Source organism: Nocardioides panacisoli (assembly GCF_039537325.1).
GTDB classification, from domain to species: Bacteria; Actinomycetota; Actinomycetes; order Propionibacteriales; family Nocardioidaceae; genus Nocardioides; species Nocardioides panacisoli.
Window position 1 is genome coordinate 444,739 of the sequence record NZ_BAABAH010000002.1, and the last position, 17,680, is coordinate 462,418.

20 protein-coding genes are annotated in these 17,680 nt (G+C 71.5%); 3 read left to right on the forward strand and 17 right to left on the reverse strand.

The features are described from left to right. Positions 1–22: 22 nt before the first annotated feature. From ABD709_RS05205 to ABD709_RS05250, 10 genes are all read right to left on the reverse strand, one after another. On the reverse strand, positions 23–2,227 hold the full coding sequence (locus tag ABD709_RS05205) for a putative bifunctional diguanylate cyclase/phosphodiesterase (RefSeq protein WP_344772979.1): 2,205 nt from the start codon (positions 2,225–2,227) through the stop codon (positions 23–25). Between the two features lie 123 nt (positions 2,228–2,350). Next, positions 2,351–3,247, reverse strand: coding sequence for a DUF3152 domain-containing protein (locus ABD709_RS05210; RefSeq protein WP_344772981.1), 897 nt, complete (start codon positions 3,245–3,247; stop codon positions 2,351–2,353). After that, on the reverse strand, positions 3,238–4,188 hold the full coding sequence (locus ABD709_RS05215) for a PLP-dependent cysteine synthase family protein (protein ID WP_344772983.1): 951 nt from the start codon (positions 4,186–4,188) through the stop codon (positions 3,238–3,240). Before ABD709_RS05215 ends, ABD709_RS05210 begins: the two co-directional genes overlap by 10 nt. A gap of 33 nt (positions 4,189–4,221) precedes the next feature. Beyond that, the gene (locus tag ABD709_RS05220) at positions 4,222–4,512 is read right to left on the reverse strand and encodes a MoaD/ThiS family protein (RefSeq protein ID WP_344772985.1); all 291 of its coding nucleotides are present in this window, start codon (positions 4,510–4,512) and stop codon (positions 4,222–4,224) included. Then, the gene (locus ABD709_RS05225) at positions 4,513–4,953 is read right to left on the reverse strand and encodes a M67 family metallopeptidase (protein WP_344772987.1); all 441 of its coding nucleotides are present in this window, start codon (positions 4,951–4,953) and stop codon (positions 4,513–4,515) included. Positions 4,954–4,995: 42 nt separating this feature from the next. After that, the gene (locus ABD709_RS05230) at positions 4,996–5,937 is read right to left on the reverse strand and encodes an acyl-CoA desaturase (protein WP_344772989.1); all 942 of its coding nucleotides are present in this window, start codon (positions 5,935–5,937) and stop codon (positions 4,996–4,998) included. 75 nt (positions 5,938–6,012) lie between these two features. After that, complete coding sequence (locus tag ABD709_RS05235; RefSeq protein WP_344772991.1) at positions 6,013–6,597, reverse strand: DUF2017 domain-containing protein; 585 nt, start codon at positions 6,595–6,597, stop codon at positions 6,013–6,015. A 3-nt stretch (positions 6,598–6,600) separates the two neighbouring features. Then, positions 6,601–6,909 (reverse strand): ATP-dependent Clp protease adapter ClpS, encoded by a 309-nt coding sequence (gene clpS / locus ABD709_RS05240; RefSeq protein WP_425575038.1) that lies wholly within the window; start codon positions 6,907–6,909, stop codon positions 6,601–6,603. Between the two features lie 25 nt (positions 6,910–6,934). Continuing rightward, the gene (locus ABD709_RS05245; RefSeq protein WP_344772993.1) at positions 6,935–8,200 is read right to left on the reverse strand and encodes an MFS transporter; all 1,266 of its coding nucleotides are present in this window, start codon (positions 8,198–8,200) and stop codon (positions 6,935–6,937) included. Then, positions 8,197–8,661, reverse strand: coding sequence for a MarR family winged helix-turn-helix transcriptional regulator (locus ABD709_RS05250; protein WP_344772995.1), 465 nt, complete (start codon positions 8,659–8,661; stop codon positions 8,197–8,199). The genes ABD709_RS05245 and ABD709_RS05250 overlap by 4 nt, the downstream gene beginning before the upstream one ends. A gap of 78 nt (positions 8,662–8,739) precedes the next feature. On the opposite strand from ABD709_RS05250, the gene ABD709_RS05255 reads away from it, so the two are divergent. Both ABD709_RS05255 and ABD709_RS05260 read left to right on the forward strand, forming a co-directional pair. Further along, on the forward strand, positions 8,740–10,221 hold the full coding sequence (locus ABD709_RS05255) for a S28 family serine protease (protein ID WP_344772997.1): 1,482 nt from the start codon (positions 8,740–8,742) through the stop codon (positions 10,219–10,221). Then, complete coding sequence (locus ABD709_RS05260) at positions 10,218–10,754, forward strand: DUF1697 domain-containing protein (protein ID WP_344772999.1); 537 nt, start codon at positions 10,218–10,220, stop codon at positions 10,752–10,754. The genes ABD709_RS05255 and ABD709_RS05260 overlap by 4 nt, the downstream gene beginning before the upstream one ends. On the opposite strand, the gene ABD709_RS05265 is transcribed toward ABD709_RS05260, so the two are convergent. From ABD709_RS05265 to ABD709_RS05295, 7 genes are all read right to left on the reverse strand, one after another. Continuing rightward, the gene (locus ABD709_RS05265; RefSeq protein WP_344773001.1) at positions 10,723–11,970 is read right to left on the reverse strand and encodes an MFS transporter; all 1,248 of its coding nucleotides are present in this window, start codon (positions 11,968–11,970) and stop codon (positions 10,723–10,725) included. The two genes, ABD709_RS05260 and ABD709_RS05265, sit on opposite strands and share 32 nt — an antisense overlap. Next, positions 11,967–12,476, reverse strand: a complete 510-nt coding sequence (locus tag ABD709_RS05270) for an ArsR/SmtB family transcription factor (protein ID WP_344773003.1) — start codon at positions 12,474–12,476, stop codon at positions 11,967–11,969. Before ABD709_RS05270 ends, ABD709_RS05265 begins: the two co-directional genes overlap by 4 nt. Before the next feature lie 205 nt (positions 12,477–12,681). Then, on the reverse strand, positions 12,682–14,418 hold the full coding sequence (locus ABD709_RS05275; RefSeq protein WP_344773005.1) for a DEAD/DEAH box helicase: 1,737 nt from the start codon (positions 14,416–14,418) through the stop codon (positions 12,682–12,684). Further along, positions 14,415–14,666, reverse strand: a complete 252-nt coding sequence (locus ABD709_RS05280) for a DUF3039 domain-containing protein (protein WP_344773045.1) — start codon at positions 14,664–14,666, stop codon at positions 14,415–14,417. The genes ABD709_RS05275 and ABD709_RS05280 overlap by 4 nt, the downstream gene beginning before the upstream one ends. A gap of 26 nt (positions 14,667–14,692) precedes the next feature. Continuing rightward, entirely contained in the window at positions 14,693–15,271 is a 579-nt protein-coding gene (locus tag ABD709_RS05285; RefSeq protein WP_344773007.1) for a hypothetical protein, read from the reverse strand. 135 nt (positions 15,272–15,406) lie between these two features. Continuing rightward, the gene (locus ABD709_RS05290) at positions 15,407–15,970 is read right to left on the reverse strand and encodes a YqgE/AlgH family protein (RefSeq protein ID WP_344773009.1); all 564 of its coding nucleotides are present in this window, start codon (positions 15,968–15,970) and stop codon (positions 15,407–15,409) included. Between the two features lie 114 nt (positions 15,971–16,084). Next, positions 16,085–16,630 carry a hypothetical protein gene (locus ABD709_RS05295; protein ID WP_344773011.1) on the reverse strand — a complete coding sequence of 182 codons (546 nt, stop codon included), beginning with the start codon at positions 16,628–16,630 and terminating at the stop codon, positions 16,085–16,087. Positions 16,631–16,825: 195 nt separating this feature from the next. Between ABD709_RS05295 and ABD709_RS05300 the strand changes: the two genes are divergently transcribed. Beyond that, positions 16,826–17,557, forward strand: a complete 732-nt coding sequence (locus tag ABD709_RS05300; protein WP_344773013.1) for a TetR/AcrR family transcriptional regulator — start codon at positions 16,826–16,828, stop codon at positions 17,555–17,557. Positions 17,558–17,680 lie beyond the last annotated feature (123 nt).

Genomic DNA, 17,680 nt, shown 5'->3' on the forward strand with positions numbered 1-17,680 from the left:
GCGGGGGCGTCGGCCCGGGCCGTCAGGCGGCGCGCTCCCCCAGCCACGAGGAGAGCCGGCTGGCGGGCAGCGCCGGGCTGTAGAGGTGGCCCTGGGCCCACCGGTAGCCCATGCCGAGGAGCCGCTGCTCCTGTGCCTTGGTCTCGATCCCCTCCGCGACCGAGCGCAGCTCCATCGCCTGCGCGATGAGGAGCACGCCGTCGCCGACCGCGCGGGCGGGCGGCCGGAGGTCGATCTGCTCGACGAACCGCCGGTCCAGCTTCACCATGTCGATCGGCAGGTCGATCAGCTGGGACAGGGCGCTGTAGCCGGTCCCGAAGTCGTCGACGGCGATCTGCACGCCGAGCGCGCGCAGGTCGTTGAGCCGGTTCACGAGAGCGGGGTTGACCTCGAGGGAGTGCGTCTCGGTGACCTCGAGCGTGAGCGCCCGCGCGTCGAACCCGGTCTCCGCCAGTACGGCGCGGACCTCGTCGACGAGCTCCGGGCGCTCCAGCTGGCGGGCACCCAGGTTCACGTGCATGCCGAGCTCGTGGCCGGCCGCGTGCAGCCGCGCGCCGTCGCGGCACGCCTCGCCCAGGGACAGCTGCGCGAGTGCGTCGACCAGGTCGCTGGCCTCCAGCAGGTCGACGAAGTCCTCCGCGCGGAGCAGCCCGCGCTCGGGATGGCGCCAGCGGACCAGCGCCTCGAGTGCGACGGCCTTGCCGGTCACCATGTCGACGATCGGCTGGTACTCCATCATCAGCTCGTCGAAGTCGAAGCCCCGGCGCAGCTCGTCGAGCGTGCGGGCCGACCGCTCGGCCTCCGCGCGGACCTGGCCCTCGACCGCGAACTGCCCCCGGCCGCGCTCCTTGGCGGTGTACATCGCGCCGTCGGCCCGGCGCATCAGCTCCTGCGCGTCGGTGTCGCGTCCGTCGGTGACCGTGACCCCCACGCTCACGCTGACCTGCACCGGCTCGCCGTCGACCAGGATCGGCTCGCCCATCGCACCCAGCACCCGGTCGGCGATCTGCTGGGCCCGGTCGGGTGCCCCGATCGCCGGGCAGAGCACGAGGAACTCGTCCCCGCCGATCCGCGCGACGGTGTCGTGGGGACGGACGACCGGACCGAGCCGGCGGGCCACCTCGCGGAGCACCGTGTCGCCGCCCTCGTGGCCGTAGCGGTCGTTGATCGACTTGAACCGGTCGATGTCGAGGTACAGGACGGCCATCGGCTCGGCTGCCCGTGCGGACTGGCTGAGCGCCACGCCCAGCCGGTCGCGGGCGAGGATCCGGTTCGCCAGCCCGGTGAGGTCGTCGTGGAGGGCGAGGAACGCCAACCGCTCCTCCGCCTCACGGCTGCGGTCGAGCGCCGCCGCGCGGCCCTCCTCCTGGATCGCGAGCGCCAGGCCGACCAGCACGAGGACGACGATCAACGACTGGGCGAGCAGCACCCGCGTGGGGGCGTTCCCGAGCATGGCGGAGGGTCCCCGGCCGAGGGTGGTCGCCACGACCACGACGACGCCCTGGAGGCCGGCGAGCGCGCCGGTCAGCGGCGGACCGCAGCGCAGCGCGACCAGGACGGTGAACGGCACGAGCACGAAGGCGATGGGCATCCCGTTCGCCGCGCCCATGACGAGGGTGGTCGCCACGAGGGTCGTGAGCACGAGGACGACCCGCTCGCGCAGGCTGGCGGGCCCACCGGACCGCAGGATCCAGGGCACGGCACTCAGTGCCGCGACGCCGACGAAGGTGCTGACGGTGTTGCGGCACCCGATGAGCAGCACGTCCGCGGCCAGCGAGCCGCCCATCCGGGCGGCGGCGACGGTGCCGCCCGCGGCGGCGCTGACCACCGCTCCGCTCAGCGAGGCGAGCATGAGCACCGGGATGTCGGGAAGCCGCGACATCCGTCGCAGCTCGCGCCAGTCGAACCGGGCGAGCACCGCCAGGACGACGACGGTGTGCGCCACGTTGACGACGCCGAAGAGCGCCGACGCCACCGGCTCTGTCCCGGTGAGCGCGTTGAGCGACGCGTTCAGGACGCCGATGAGCAGCAGCGCGAGCACCCGCCCCCGGGTGCCACGGGTGGCCAGCACCCAGACGGTCGCCACAGCGGCCGCGGGCCACGCGAGCGCCAGGTTCGACGGCTCGACCGTCGTCGCCTTCCCCACCACGACCGACGCCGCGTACAGCAGTGCCCACGCCGGCAGCGCAACGCGACCGGCGACCCTCAGCCATCGGGTCGATGCCATGACGATCCCTCCCGCAGGCGAATCTACGACGCGCGGAGAGCCTCGCGGAGGACTTGCCGAAGAGTCGGGGACAACGTCCCGCGTGGTCTGGTCAGCCTGGGTCAGGAGGTTCTGACCGATCGGCTAATCGACAGCGACCGCGGGTCGTGCCTGCAGGCGCGGGTTGTGCACGCGGTGCAGCTCGGCGAGGGTCGGGAACGGGTTGAACCGGCACCCACCGGTCCCCTTCGACTGCTGCATCATCACCGGCGCGGGTGCGCCGCGACGCGGGCAGGTGGCGTGGTGGAAGCCGAGCCAGTGACCGGTCTCGTGGTTGACCACCATGTTCCGGTAGGCCAAGCGCCCGAGCGAGCCGGCGTTCCAGGCGGGCGACGCGTGCAGCCACCGGGTCTGGTTGATGATCACGTTGCGGCCGACCCGGCACGACCACATCGCGCTGCACTCCGACGAGAACGTCGGCACCAGCCGGGCCTCGGAGAGCCAGAGCGTGAAGCTGCCGCCCTTGGGCACCCGCACGAACCGCACGCCCGCCCCGCGCCAGCCGCGCGGGTCGTCGTACACCTGCTGCGCCACGGACCGGAACCGGCTCATGCTGGCGGTGATGTGGCCCTTGGCGCGCACCGAGTAGTGGACCGTACGGCGCACCGGCACGCGGTGCAGCGCCCGGCCGACGACCACGCGGCGCGAGGTCGCGCGGTGCTCCGGTGCGTAGACGGTGACGCTGACGGCGATCCGGTGGTCGACGTCGCGCGGCTGCAGCTCGTAGCGGAACCGGTCGGCGTCGCGGATCGGCTCCCCGTCGCGCAGCCACTGGTAGTCGGCGTGCGTGGGCGTGGGCCGCCAACGGCCGCGGTCGGCCTCGAGCGTGTGCCCGAACCGGTTGACCCCGCTGACGCTCGGCGCCTTGACCATCTCGAGCGGGGGCCGGTCGGTGGTGCCCGCGTCTGCGGCCGAGAACGGGAGCAGGGACAGGACGAGCAGGAGCGCGAGCAGCAGGCCGGACCGCCGGGTCAGGCCCACAGCTGCCCCTCGAGCTTCTCCTCGGCCTCGTCGACCGTGCCTTCGTAGGCACCCGTCGAGAGGTACTTCCAGCCGCCGTCGCAGACGACGAAGGCGATGTCGGCGGGCTCGCCCGCCTTGACCGCCTTGGCGGCCTGGCCGAGCGCGGCGTGCAGGATCGCGCCGGTGGAGATGCCGGCGAAGATGCCTTCCAGCTCCAGCAGCTCGCGCACCCGGCGTACGGCGTCCCGCGGGCCCACCGAGAACCGGGAGTCGATGAGCGAGGCGTCGTAGAGCTCGGGGACGAACCCCTCGTCGAGGTTGCGCAGGCCGTAGACCAGCTCGCCGTACCGCGGCTCGGCCGCGACGATGCGGACCTCGGGCTTGGCCTTGCGGAAGTAGCGGCCGACGCCCATCAGCGTGCCGGTCGTGCCGAGCCCGGCGACGAAATGGGTGATCGACGGGAGGTCGGCCAGGATCTCCGGGCCGGTGCCCTCCTCGTGGGCGAGCGCGTTGGCGGCGTTGCCGTACTGGTAGAGCATCACCCAGTCGGGGTGCTCGGCGGCGATGCCCTTCGCGACGCGGACGGCCTCGTTGGACCCGCCGGCGGCCGGCGAGGAGACGATCTCGGCACCCCACATCCGGAGCAGCTGGCGCCGCTCCTCGGAGGTGTTCTCCGGCATCACGCAGACGATCCGGTAGCCCTTGAGCTTCGCGGCCATGGCCAGCGAGATGCCGGTGTTGCCCGAGGTCGGCTCGAGGATCGTGCACCCCGGCCGCAGGGTGCCGTCCTTCTCCGCCTCCTCGATCATCCGCAGAGCCGGGCGGTCCTTGATCGAGCCGGTCGGGTTGCGGTCCTCGAGCTTCGCCCAGAGGCGCACCTCGGGCGTGGGCGACAATCGCGGCAGCCCGACGAGCGGCGTACCGCCGACGGACGCGAGCAGGTTGTCGAAGCGGACCATCACTGCCTTTCGTTGATCGAGTAGCCCGAGCCGCTAGGCGAGGGCGTATCGAGATCCTCCGGCAACGGCCGGCAGCACGACGACCTGGTCGCCGTCGCTGAGCTCGGCCTCGAGCCCGCCGAGGAACCGGACGTCCTCGTCGTTGATGTAGATGTTCACGAAGCGGCGCAGGTCCCCGCCCTCGATGAGCCGCTCCTTGATGCCCGGGTGGTTGGCCTCGAGGTCGTCGATGAGCGCGCTCAGGCTGCCGCCGTCACCACTGACGGCCTTCTCGCCGCCGGTGTAGGTGCGCAGGATGGTCGGGATCCGGACCTCGATGGCCATTTAGGAGCTGCTCCTCGTGAGAGTGGAGACGACGGAGACCTCTTCCTCGGTCACCTCGCCGTCGACGATTCGATAAGACCGAAAGTCCACGGGACCCTCGTTATTCCCGTGCTCGCGGGTGCTGACCAGCACGTAGTGCGCGTTCGGCTCGCTGGCGAGCTTGATGTCGGTGACGCTCGGGTAGGCCTCGGTCGCGGTGTGGGAGTGGTAGACGACCACCGGCTCCTCGTCGCGGTCGTCCATCTCCTTGTAGAGCTCGAGGAGGTCGGTCGAGTCGTACTCGTAGAACGTCGGGCTGCCGGCCGCGTTCACCATCTCGATGAACCGCTCGGCGCGGTCGCTGCCCGCCGGGCCCGCGACCATGCCGCAGGCCTCCACGGGGTGGTCCCGCTTGGCGTGGGCGACGATGGCGTCATAGGTCGCCTGGTCGATGGTCAGCACCCGTCCAGGTTAGGGGGTACGTCGACGTACCCCCGTATCCGGTCAGGCTGCGGACTTCATCTCCAGCCGCTCCGGCGTGGGCCACCTCACGTCCTTGACCCAACCCAGCTTCTCCAGCACCCAGATCACCCGGGCGGAGGTGTCGAGCTGGAACCTCCTGACGCCGTGCCGGGCACTGGTGGGGTCGGCGTGGTGCAGGTTGTGCCACGACTCGCCGCCCGAGGGGATCGCGAGCCACCACACGTTGCCGGAGCGGTCGCGGGACCGATAAGGCTGCTCGCCGACGGTGTGGCAGATCGAGTTGATCGACCAGGTGACGTGGTGGATCAGGCCGATCCGGACGACCGTGCCCCAGAAGAACGCGGTCAGCGCGCCCTGCCACGACCAGGTGAGCAGGAAGCCCGCGAGCGGCGGCAGGAAGATCGACGCACCCGCCCACATCCAGAACATCCGGGAGATCCGGACCAGGTCGCGGTCCTTGACCAGGTCGGGGGCGTACTTGTCGATCGGGGTCTGCTCGGGGTCGAACAGCCAGCCGATGTGCGCCCAGAGGAAGCCCTTGGTGAGCCCGGCGAGCGAGCTGCCGTAGCGCCACGGCGAGTGCGGGTCGCCGTCGCGGTCGGAGTACTTGTGGTGCTTGCGGTGGTCGGCGACCCAGCGGATGACCGGGCCCTCGATCGCCATCGACCCGAGCACGGCGAGCACGATCTTCACCGCACGGTTCGGCTTGAACGACTTGTGCGTGAAGAGCCGGTGGTAGCCGACGGTGACGCCGTGCAGGGTCAGGGCGTACATCACGAAGGTGATGGCGACGTCGCTCCAGCCCAGCCAGCCGCCCCAGGCGACGGGGATCGCCGCGAGGAAGGCAAGAAAGGGCACCGCGATGAAGAGGCTCAGCGCGACCTGCTCGCGCAGCGACTGCACCTCGCCACCGAGGGTCGCTCGCTCCCCGGAGCCGGTTTCTGCCTGGTCGATCGCGCTCATTGATGTCCCCTGGACGCTCGTCGGTCGGGCTGAGGCAACCCTATTGGTCCGGGTGGTACCCGGGCCTGCGGGGTCTCAGCCCGCGACGGCGTGGACGAGGGTCTCCTGGAGGTAGCCGAGCCACTCGTAGATGTGGTGGGCCTGGGCGCGCGGGTCGTCCTCCGACAGCGCGTCCCAGCGGTCCTCGTCGCCCTCGTCGACCTCGAGCCGGGTCCCCAGCGCGAGCCGCAGGTCGTTCAGCGCGCGCATCCAGATCTCGGCCGTCTCCTGGTCGAGCTCGACGTCGATCACGATCTCCTCGTCGGTGGGCTCGGGCGGCAGGCCGGCCTCCTCGAGCACGTCGATCACGGTGCCGGCCGCGCGGGCCTTCCCGTCGCGGAGCGTGCCCTCGGTGAACCGGCGGAACTCCCCCGAGGCGTCCGCGTCCTCGCGGTAGGCGTTGGGGAACAGCCGCGCCAGCACCGGGTCGTCCGGCTCGGTCGTGGGACCGCTGAAGTCGAGCAGCGCCTCGAACGGGTCGACGGCCGTCTTCGCCACCGCCGACTCGTTGTGCAGCAGCTCGATCAGCTGGGCGGCCAGCGACCGCAGCAGGTCGGCCTCGAACCCCGAGAAGTTCGCGATCACGCGCTTGCTCCGGCGGTGCCGGACGAAACCCGCCACGCGCTACTCGCTCTTGTCGAGCGTGGCCCAGAGGCCGTACTCGTGCATCGCCTGGACGTCGCGCTCCATCTCCTCGCGCGACCCGGAGCTGACCACGGACTTGCCGTCCTCGTGGACCTCCATCATCAGCTTCTCCGCCTTCTTCTTCGAGTAGCCGAAGTGCTTCTGGAAGACGAACGTGACGTAGGACATCAGGTTCACCGGGTCGTTCCACACCACGGTGACCCACGGGGTGTCGGTCATCGTGAGGTCGTCCGGGACGAGGTCCTGCTCGACTCCCGGATCCACCTCGACAGGGCTCGCGGTCGTCACGGTCCCATCGTGGCACACGGACCGATCAGGTCGCGTCGCCGACCAGCGCCGCCTCGGCCTCGTCGGTGGAGTGCGGCGCGGGGGCGCCGTGGAGGGCCCTGCGGACGGTGCCGCCGCCCGCGAGGAGGACCACCACGCCGAGGCCGACCGCGATCGCGCCGAACCAGAACGGCGCGTGCACGCCCTGGTGCTCCGCGAGCTTCAGGGCGACGTACGGTCCGACCGCACCGCCGGTGAAGCGGACGAACGAGTACGCCGCCGAGGCGACCGGCCGCTCGACCGGGGCGGCGCCCATGACGGCCTCGGTGACCAGGGTGTTGACGACGCCGAGGAAGGCGCCGGCGACGACGATGCAGGTCTTCACGACGACGCTGTGCTCGGCCCCGATCGCCATCACGGCGAGGTCTGCGGCGAACATCGTCACGGCGCCGGTCAGGGCGGTGACAGTGCCGAAGCGGCGCTGCAGGATCGGCGCGGCCCAGACCGAGGCCACCGCGAGCAGCAGGCCCCAGCCGAAGAAGATCCAGCCGATCTCCATGATCCCGGACTGCGGCAGCGCGAACGGACCGGCGGCGAGCAGCGAGAAGAAGCCGAGGTTGTAGAAGATCGCGACGGCGGCGAGGATCGCGAGCGCCGGGTGGCGGAGGGCGCGGAACGGGTCCGCGAGCGTCGTACGCCGACCCGTGGCCGGGGTGGCCGGCAGGAACACGGCCGTGGCGACGAAGGCGATCGTCATCAGCACGGAGACGCCGAAGAACGGACCGCGCCACGACCGCTCGCCGAGCAGGCCGCCGACGAGCGGGCCGGAGGCGATACCGAGCCCGAGCGCGGCCTCGAACAGGATGATCGCCTGCGCCAGCGAGCCCTTCGCGGCGCTCACGATCGTCGACAGCGCGGTCGCGATGAACAGCGCGTTGCCCAGGCCCCAGCCGGCGCGGAAGCCGATCACGGCGCCGACCGAGCCGGACATGCCGGCCAGGCCCGCGAAGACGATGATCAGCACCAGGCCGGTCAGCAGCGTCCGCTTCGGGCCGATCCGGGTCGACACCACCCCGGTCACCAGCATCGCCACGCCCATCACCGCCATGTAGCTGGTGAAGAGCAGCGACACCTGGCTCGGCGTCGCCTCGAGCTTGGCCGCGATCTCCTTGAGGATCGGGTCGACCAGCCCGATGCCCATGAAGGCGATCACGCACGCGAAGGCCACCGCCCAGACCGCCCGGGGTTGCTTGAGAAAGCTGCCGCCGGTCTCGGGCGTCTCGGTGGTGGCGTGGACGGAGGGGGCTGTCACGAGGGGTTCCTTCCGGGGTTCTCGTCGGTGGTGTCGTCGGTGGGGTTCTCCAGCACGGTGCGCAGCAGCTCCACGGCGGCCGCGACCTGCTGGTCGTCGTACTCCTGAGTGCGGCGGAGCCGCTCGGCGACCATCCGCCCGTGGTCGGCGCGGACCCGGGTCAGCTCGGCGCGGCCGGCGTCGGTGAGCGAGACGAGCGTGCCGCGGGCGTCGTCGGGGTTCGGCGCGCCCTGGACCCAGCCGTGCTCCTTCAGCTGCCGGACCTGGCCGGTCATCGTCGGCTGCGAGCAGTGGTCGGCCGCGGCCAGCGCGCTCACGCCCGTCGGGCCGAGCTCGTCGAGCAGCGACAGCACGCGGACGCCGGCCGGCTGGGCGAGGCTGCGGCGTACGAGCCGCACCAGGCGGGCCGACTGGACGACCAGCTCGCTGCCGAGCTGCTCGAGGCGGTCGGGGTGGGTCACGGCCTCCACTTTACATAGGAAACCTATGCATATCGAGGGAGTGGTCCAGTGTCGCCGGTCACAGGAAGAATGCGGACCATGACGACCGCCGCTCGGGGCACCTCCCTCCTGCTGACCCTGCTCACCGCGCTCGCCCTCGTGGTCTCCCCCGCTCCGGTCGCCGCGGCCCACCCCTCACCGGCGGGGGCGCAGGGTGCCCACGCCGAGCGGTCGGACGCGCGAGACCCGCTGCTGCGCCGGATCCGGGCCCTGCCGATCGTCGAGCGGGTCCGGGAGGTCCCCCGCGACGCGGAGCACGGCAGCCGGTTCTTCCGGATCTGGGTGAGCCTGCCGGTGGACCCGGCCGATCCCGACGGGCAGCACTTCTCGCTGCGCGCCACGCTGGTCCACGTCGGTCTCGACCGGCCCACCGTGCTCTACGCGTCGGGCTACAACGTCTACTGGGACGCCGGCTTCCGCGGCGAGGTCGCCCAGCTGGTCGACGGCAACCAGCTGAGCGTCGAGTACCGCTTCTTCCAGCCGTCCCGACCGCGGCATCCCGACTGGCCGACCCAGCTGACGATCAGCAAGGCCGCCGCCGACCAGCACCGGATCGTCCGCGCGTTCCAGCGGATCTACCGCAAGCCGTGGCTGTCCACCGGGGCGTCCAAGGGCGGGATGACGATGACCTACCTGCGCCGGTTCCACCCCGGCGACGTCGCCGGCACGGTCGCCTACGTCGCCCCTGACGACGCCGACAACGACGAGGACAGCGCCTATGGCGACTTCCTCGCCTCGGTCGGCGGCGACAAGTACGCCGACTGCCGGGCCGCCCTCGTCGACGTGCAGCGGCGCATCCTGACCGACCGCGACTGGTTCGACGCGCGGCTGGACCGCTACGTCGCCGCCCACGACCTGTCTCTCGACCTGGCCGGCGACGCCGACCACGCGGTCGAGGAGGCCGCGATCGAGACCTACTGGGCCTTCTGGCAGTACCAGGACGCCCCGAGCGCCTGCGATCGCGTGCCCGGCGCGGACGCGTCGCACCGCCGGCTCTGGGACTGGGTCGACGAGGTCGAGGGCTGGTGGGCGCTGACCGACCAGGGAGTCCGGCCCTACGTGCCCTACTACTTCCAGGCCGCGAGCCAGCTCGGCTGGCCGCAGCCCTACGAGGAGCCGGTCGCGGACCTGGTCCGCTATCCCGGGTTCGACGCTCCGGAGAGCTATCTCCCGCGGCAGCTCCGACCGGTCCGGTTCCACCCGGCCGCCATGGCCGACATCGACGACTGGGTGCGCCACCACGGCCGGCGGATGCTGTTCGTCTACGGCGCGCTCGACCCGTGGGGGGCCGAGCGGTTCGACTGCGGGCCGGCCGGCGCCGACCGCCAGTGCTCGGTCCTCGAGCAGCCCGGCGGCAACCACGGCGCCGACGTCCTGGGGCTGCCGCGAGCCGAGCGCCGGGTCGCCGTACGGCAGATTCGCGCGTGGGCCGGGCTCACCACCAGCCGGGCCGACGTCCCGCGGATCGTGCGGAGTGTCCGCCCGGCCCCGTCGGCGGCCGGAGGCAGGGTGCTCCCATGACGACCTACGTCGCGTTCCTGCGCGCGATCAACCTCGGCGCGAACCGGAAGTTCCCCAAGGCCGACATCGCCGCCGCCACCGAGGCCGCCGGCTTCGACGACGTGGACACCCACATCAACACCGGCAACGTGCGGCTCACGACGAGGATGCGGTCGCGGGCGAAGATCGAGGGTGCGCTGGAGAAGGCGTACGCCGAGCGCGCCGGCTTCGAGGTGCCGACGATCGCGTTCACCGCGGCCGAGCTGGCATCGATCGCCGAGGACGCCGACGAGCTGGCCGAGGGGCGCAAGCTCGAGCGGCACTACGTCTACCTGCTCAAGTCGGCGCCGACGGCCGCGAAGGCCAAGGCGCTGCAGGAGCGCGACGGTGCGGCCGACGCTGTCGTCGTACGGGACCGGGCGGCGCACCTGCTGCTCGAGACCTACCAGCAGGGCGTCGTCGACCCCTGGGGCGTGGAGAAGGCGCTCGGCGTCGCGGCGACCAACCGGAACATCACGGTGATCAGGACGCTGGTGCAGAAGTGGTGCTCCTGACCGGCGCCCGGGTCATCCCGCGCACCGAGCCCGACAGGAGCGTCAGCAGCGACACGGCGGCGTACGCGATGCCGGCGAGCAGGATCATCCGCTGCAGCCCGAAGCTGCCGCCGAGCGGGCCGAACAGCAGCTGGCCCGCCGGGATCGCGACGAACGAGCCGAGCATGTCGTAGGAGTAGACCCGCGACAGCATGTCCGGGGGCACGTGCTCCTGCATGGCCAGGTCCCAGCCCAGCCCGAAGATCTCGATGCCCGCGCCGGCCACGAACGCCGCCGCCATCAGCACCGCCAGCTCGGTGGTCGTGCCGAGCGCGATCATCTGGATCGAGTAGACGGCGCAGCCCAGCATCCCCAGCAGCAGCGGGCGCCGCAGCGGCAGCCGCAGCAGCACCAGCGAGGTGCACACCAGGCCGAGCGCGCCGGCCGAGACGATCAGCGCCCAGCCGTCGACACCGATCTCGGTGCTCTTCGCGAGCGGCGGGCCGAGCGTGCTGAAGCCGCCGCTCGAGAGGGCGTTGAGAACGCCGAAGGCCAGCACGATGATCCACAGCCAGCTCGTCGTGCGGAAGAAGGTCCAGCCGGTCCGCAGGTCGCGCACGATGCTGTCGCCCGCCCCGCGCGCGGGCGGCGGCGGCAGCTTGATCGGCAGGAGCAGCGCGGCCGCGACGAAGTAGGTGCCCGCGTCGATCGCGATCGCCCAGCCCGGCCCGACGCCCACGACCAGCGCACCGCCGATCGCCGGCCCGAAGACCAGGGTGATGTTGCGCAGCAGACCGTTGAGCGCGTTGGCCTGCTGCAGGGACCCCTCCGGCGCGAGCTGCGGGACCAGCCCGGCCAGCGCGGGCTGCCCGGCCGCGGCCGCGACTCCGTTGACGGCCTCGAGAGCGATCAGCTCCCAGACCTGGGCGTTGCCCGTGATCACCAGGATCGCGATGACCAGCGCCGTCGTACCGGCGGTGACGTTGCTGAGCTGGATCACCAGGGTCCGCCCGAAGCGGTCCGCCAGCACGCCGCCGACCAGCAGCAGGAGCACCATCGGGATGCTGTGCGCGGCCAGGACCGCACCCAGCGCCTCGGGCGAGTCGCTGACCGTCAGCACCGCGAAGGACAGCGCGATCCCGCCCATCATGTTGCCGAGCAGGTCGATGGCGCGCGACGCGAAGTACCACCGGAAGCGCCGGTCCCGCAGCGGGCTCGGCCCGGCCTTGCTGGTCATGAGTCGCTCTCCATCAGGAAGCCGGCGATCGTCAGGTTCACCTTGACGGTCCCCTCGGTACGGGGCCGCTGCGCCTGCTCGTGCAGGGCCAGGGAGGTTCGCCGGAGCGCCTCGAGCACCTCCTGCCAGACGGCCGGGGTCACCCAGAGCTCCGCGTCGGTGAGGGTCTGCATCCGTCCTGCGTTGGCGCGCCAGCGGCGCAGCAGCTCCTGCGTCATCGCCGCGACCTCGTCGGTCAGCTGCTCGGACGTCCGTCGGGGCTCGCTGCGCTCGAAGTGGTGCTGGTAGCGCTTGGCCATCCCGCCCCGGATCCGCTCCTCGCCCTCGACGTCGATCAACCCCGCGTCGAGCAGCACCCGCAGGTGGTAGGACGCATTGGCGTGCGTGATGCCCAGCTCCCGCGCCACCTCGGCCGCGCTCATCGCCGTACCGGTCAGCAGCGACAGCATCCGCAGCCGCAGCGGGTGCGCCGTCGCCCGCAGCGACGCCGTCTCCTCATCCGTCACGACAACCCTCCAAGATCTGTTGGGCAGTAGTGCACCACGAGACGGCCCGACTGTCAAACAGTTCTTGGACAGTTCGCCGAGTCGGCAGAAACTTCAATCCGGACTTCGCCGAGTCGGCTCAAGCTTGAGCCGACTCGGCGTGACTGGCGGCAAGTTTCTGCCGACTCGGCGTGCTCAGGGTGCCGAGATCGGCCGACGCGGGGTTCTAGGAGGTCTTGCGGGCGGCCCACTCGCGGAGCTGGTCGATGCGCTTGCGGAGCTGGTCGGCGTTGGCGACGGCGGCGGCGGGGCCGCCGCACTCCTTGCGGAGCGCGGCGTGGGTGACGCCGTGCGGCTGGCCGGTGCGGTGGTGCCAGGCGGCGACCAGGCCGTTCAGCTCCCGGCGGAGCACGGCGAGCTGCTCGTGCGTGGTCACCTGCTCCACGGTGTCGGGCTCGGGCGTCGTACGGCCCTTCTGCGCCTTCGCGTTGTCGGCCTGCCGCTGCTGCAGCAGCTCGCGCATCTGGTCGGGCTCGAGGAGCCCGGGGATGCCGAGGAAGTCCATCTCCTCGTCGGAACCGAACGTCGCGCCGTCGTAGAGCGCGTGGTCGAAGCGGGCCTCCGAGCCGAGTGCCTCGAACGGGAGCGCGTCGAGCTCGTCGGAGGCGCCCTCCCCCGCCTGCGCCTGGGCAAGCAGGTCGTTCTCGGCGGCGAAGATGTCGTCCTCGTCCTGCACCCTCTTGCCCAGCGCGTGGTCACGCTCGACCTCGAGCTCGGCGGCGAACTGCAGGAGCCGCGGCACCGACGGCAGGAACACCGACGCGATCTCGCCGCGGGTCCGCGCGCGGACGAACCGGCCGACGGCCTGGGCGAAGAACAGCGGCGTCGAGGTGGTCGTGGCGTAGACGCCGACCGAGAGCCGTGGCACGTCCACGCCCTCGGACACCATCCGTACGGCGACCAGCCACCGGCTGTCGTCGGCCGCGAACTCGGAGATCTTCTTCGAGGCGGCCTTCTCGTCGGAGAGCACCACGGTCGGGGCCTCGCCGGTGATCGCGCGGAGCAGCTTGGCATAGGCGCGCGCGGAGTCCTGGTCGGTGGCGATCACCAGGCCGCCGGCGTCGGGCACGTGGTTGCGCACCTCGGCGAGCCGCTTGTCGGCGGCGGCCAGCACCGCGGGCATCCAGGAGCCACCGGGGTCCAGCGCCGTCCGCAGCGCGTGCGCCGTCATGTCCTTGGTCAGCGGCTCGCCCAGCCGCGCGGCGACCTCGTCGCCGGCGCGGGTGCGCCACTGCATCTCGCCGGAGTAGGCGAGGAAGAGCACCGGCCGGACGACGTGGTCGGCGAGCGCCTGGGTGTAGCCGTAGGTGTAGTCGGCGACCGACCGCGGGATCCCGTCGTCGCCCGGCGCGTAGGTGACGAACGGGATCGGGTTCACGTCGGAGCGGAACGGCGTACCGGTGAGCGCCAGCCGTCGTGCGGCCGGCTCGAACGCCTCGCGCACGCCCTCGCCCCAGGACAGCGCGTCGCCGGCATGGTGCACCTCGTCGAGGATCACCAGCGTCTTGAAGCGCTCGGTCCGGATCCGCAGCGCCAGCGGGTTGACCGCGACGCCGGCGTAGGTCACCGCGACCCCGACGTAGTCGCTGGAGATCTTCCCCTTGCCGGCGGAGTAGCTGGGGTCGATCGGCAGCCCGGCCCGGGCGGCCGCCTCGGCCCACTGCATCTTGAGGTGCTCGGTGGGCGCCACGATGATCACCCGGTCGACCACGCGGCGGCCGAGCAGCTCGGCGGCGGCGCTCAGCGCGAAGGTGGTCTTCCCGGCGCCGGGCGTGGCTACGGCGAGGAAGTCACGCGGTGCCCGGCCGAGGTAGTCGCGCAGCGCGGCCTCCTGCCAGGCGCGCAGCGACGGCGCGGTCCCCCAGGCTGCTCGCTCGGGCCACGCAGGTCCGAGCGACTTCACTCGTCGGAACCCGGCTCGTCCTTGAGGGACTCCCAGATCTCCTTGCACTCCGGGCACACGGGGAACTTCTCCGGCGCCCGGCTGGGCACCCAGATCTTCCCGCACAGCGCGCGGACCGGCGTACCCATCACCATCGCCTCGGTCAGCTTCTCCTTCTCCACGTAGTGGGAGAAGCGCTCGTGGTCACCGTTGTCCGTCGGCAGCGTGCGCCGGTCCTCCCGGACGTCCGTGTCGGTCGAGAATCCGATGGTGGTCACCCGGCCAAGGGTACCGGTCAGGAGACGGCGACGAGGTCCGCCCTGCGGGCCCAGAGCCGCCCGTCGACCTTCGACATGCTGGACCGGTCGTCGAGCCAGCTGGTGGCGGGCATCCGGCCCTCGCCGCCGTCGGTCCCGTCGTAGAGCTTGAGCCGGCAGCCGGCGTAGGTGCGGAACGACATGGCCTTGTCGTCCCAGTGCGTGCCGTCGGTGAAGTAGAGGTAGCGCAGGTCGACGCGGAGCTCGGTCCTGAGCTTCCCGGCCGTGCAGCCGCCCTTCTCGCTGCGCACCGTGAGGGTGGGCGCGCCGACGTAGCCCTTCGCGGGATAGAGCGTCGCGACGACGGTGGTCGCCTTGGTGACCCGGCTGATCATCCCGGCGTCGCAGGTGTAGAGGCCGGACTCGACGACGTAGGTGCAGGACGTCGCAGCGAGGGCCTGCGGCGCGCCGACCTCGGGCTCGTCCGGCAGCTGCTCCCCCGGCAGCTGCTGGGACGGCAGCGGGTCCGGGTCGGACGGGTCGGCCGCGGCGGTCGCGGCAGGGCAGAGCGCGGCGACGACGACGACCGCGAGTCCGACGATCCGCGTCATCCGCATCCCGAGCCTCCTCGCCACTGGCGACCGGCCACGGGAGCTGTGACCGACCTCTACCTTCATAGACTCAACGAAACGCCGTTTGGTTGCAGGCGAACCCGAACTTTCTCGGGAATCGCTGCAGCGCGGTCCGTCTGGTCAGTTCATGTCCGGATCGGCCGGTCGCGTTGCATGGAACGCGAGATCGCCGGGCTGGCGCCGCAGCACGTCGCGCCACAGGCCGGTGGTGTCGCTGCGGAAGACGTCCTCCAGCAGCGCCGGTACGACGTACCAGTCGCCGCGCTCGATCTCGTCCTGCAGCTGGCCGATGCCCCAGCCGGCGTACCCGGCGAAGATCCGCAGCCGGTCGACGGTGCCGACGACGAGCTCGGCGGGTGTGTCGAGGTCGAGCAGGCCGAGCCGGTCGGTCACGACCTGGAAGCCGACCGCGCCCTCACCGCCGGGGGCCGCCAGCGCGACGGCCAGGGCGCCGTCGGTCGAGACCGGCCCGCCCTGGAAGAGCACCTCGGGCTCCTCGACGACGTCGCCCCACGCACCCAGCACCTCGGAGACGGGCAGCGCGCTCGGCCGGTTGAGGACGACGCCGAGGGCGCCCTCCTCGTTGACGTCGAGCAGCAGGACGACGCTGTCGACGAAGTTCGGGTCGAGCAGCGTGGGCGCGGCGACGAGGAGCAGGCCGGGCTCCGGCGGAAGCAGCGTCACCCTCCGATTCTTGCAAACACCGACGGTCGGGGGGCAAATGCGAAAGCGCCCCGTGCCGACGCGAAGGGGAGGGAGGGAGGGCGTCGGCCCGGGGCGCCCGGTCGGGCGCCGCGCTCAGGCGGCGATGACCGCGCGGAGCCGGTCCAGCAGGCTCTGCCGCTGGGGCTCCTCGATCTCGGCGACGGGGCCGATCACGGCCGTCACGCCGTGGAACAGGTCGCGCCCGGCCTGCTCGATCTCGGCACCGATCCGCTCGGAGCTCTCGTCGGCGAGGCCGGAGCGGCCGGCCATCACCGCGAGGTACTGGTGCTCCTTCGCCGTGGCGACGCGCATCGCCTGCGCCATCGCCTCGCTCGTCGGCTCGTCGCGGTAGTGGTCGAGGATCATCCGCACCCCGGGGAGCTCCTCCGCGGCGTTCTTCCAGGCCAGCGTCACCTTGTTCTGCAGGTCCATCGGCTGGGTGATCATGAGGCGGTCGACGTGGCCGCTGAGGCGGGTGTGCCACTTCAGCTGCAGCGCCGACAGCAGGTCGAGCTCGTCGCGGAACGTCTCGGAGACACCGTCGACGTCCATGGGCAGGATCCCGTCCCGACGGACCGACGCGGTGTGGATGACGGAGCGCAGCGTCTCGCCCCTGCTGTGGAAGGCCTTCCAGGTCATGGTCAGCTCCTTGCTCGTGCGCGGTCGCCGGTCCCCCCGATGGGACCTCCGAGATCCATTCCCGAAGCATCCGACATACCGCAAGTACGTACTTTGAGTATGGATGAGACCGGGGGTACGCCAAACCTTTGGACGACGTGATCCGGGCCACCCTGTCTGTGACCGGTGCCACTTCCCGGTGCCTATGCTGAGCACGTGGCGAAGGCATCGGTGTCCAAGTTGGTCCCCAAGGTCCCGAAGGTGCCGAGCGTCACCGGCGCCTCGCGCCGCGCGGCGTACGCCGCCTCGACCCGCAAGGCCCTGATCGACGTCGCCGAGGACCTGTTCACCGCGAAGGGGTACGCCGGCGCGTCCCTCGACGCGATCGTCGCCGGCGCCCGGGTCACCAAGGGCGCGCTCTACCACCACTACTCCGGCAAGCAGGCGCTGTTCGAGGCCGTCTTCGAGCGCGTCGAGGGCGACGCGTCCCGGCGGATCCAGAAGGCGCTGCGCACGGGCAAGGACCCCTGGAAGAAGGCGTCCAACGGCCTGCGCGCGTTCCTCGAGGTGGTCCAGGAGCCGCGCTACCGGCGGATCGTGATCCAGGACGGGCCGGCGGTGCTCGGCTACGAGCGCTTCCGGGAGCAGGAGGAGCGCTCGACCTTCGCGAACGTCCTCGACATCGTCCGCTCCGTGCTGGACGCCGGGGGCTGGGGTCTCGACGAGCAGATGCTGCAGACCTTCGCGCGGATCTTCTTCGGCGCCATGTCCTCAGCCGGCGAGTCGGTCGCCTCCGCCGACGAGCCGGCCGAGGCCGCCGACCGCGTGGAGAGCGCGATCGGCTTCCTGCTGGCCGGCGTCCAGTCGCTCATCGAGTCCGGCAGCGAGCTGCCGAACGCGTTCCTCACCCACGAGATCCCCGTGGTCGAGATCGACGCCGAGGACTAGCTGTAGTTCCCCGGCAGGTTGTGAACACGCAGGCGTAGACGAATAGCGAGGACCTCCAGTACGGAGGGGGTTACCACACCAACCCTCTAACTGGAGGTCCTACGTGACTCACGCTAACGCCCC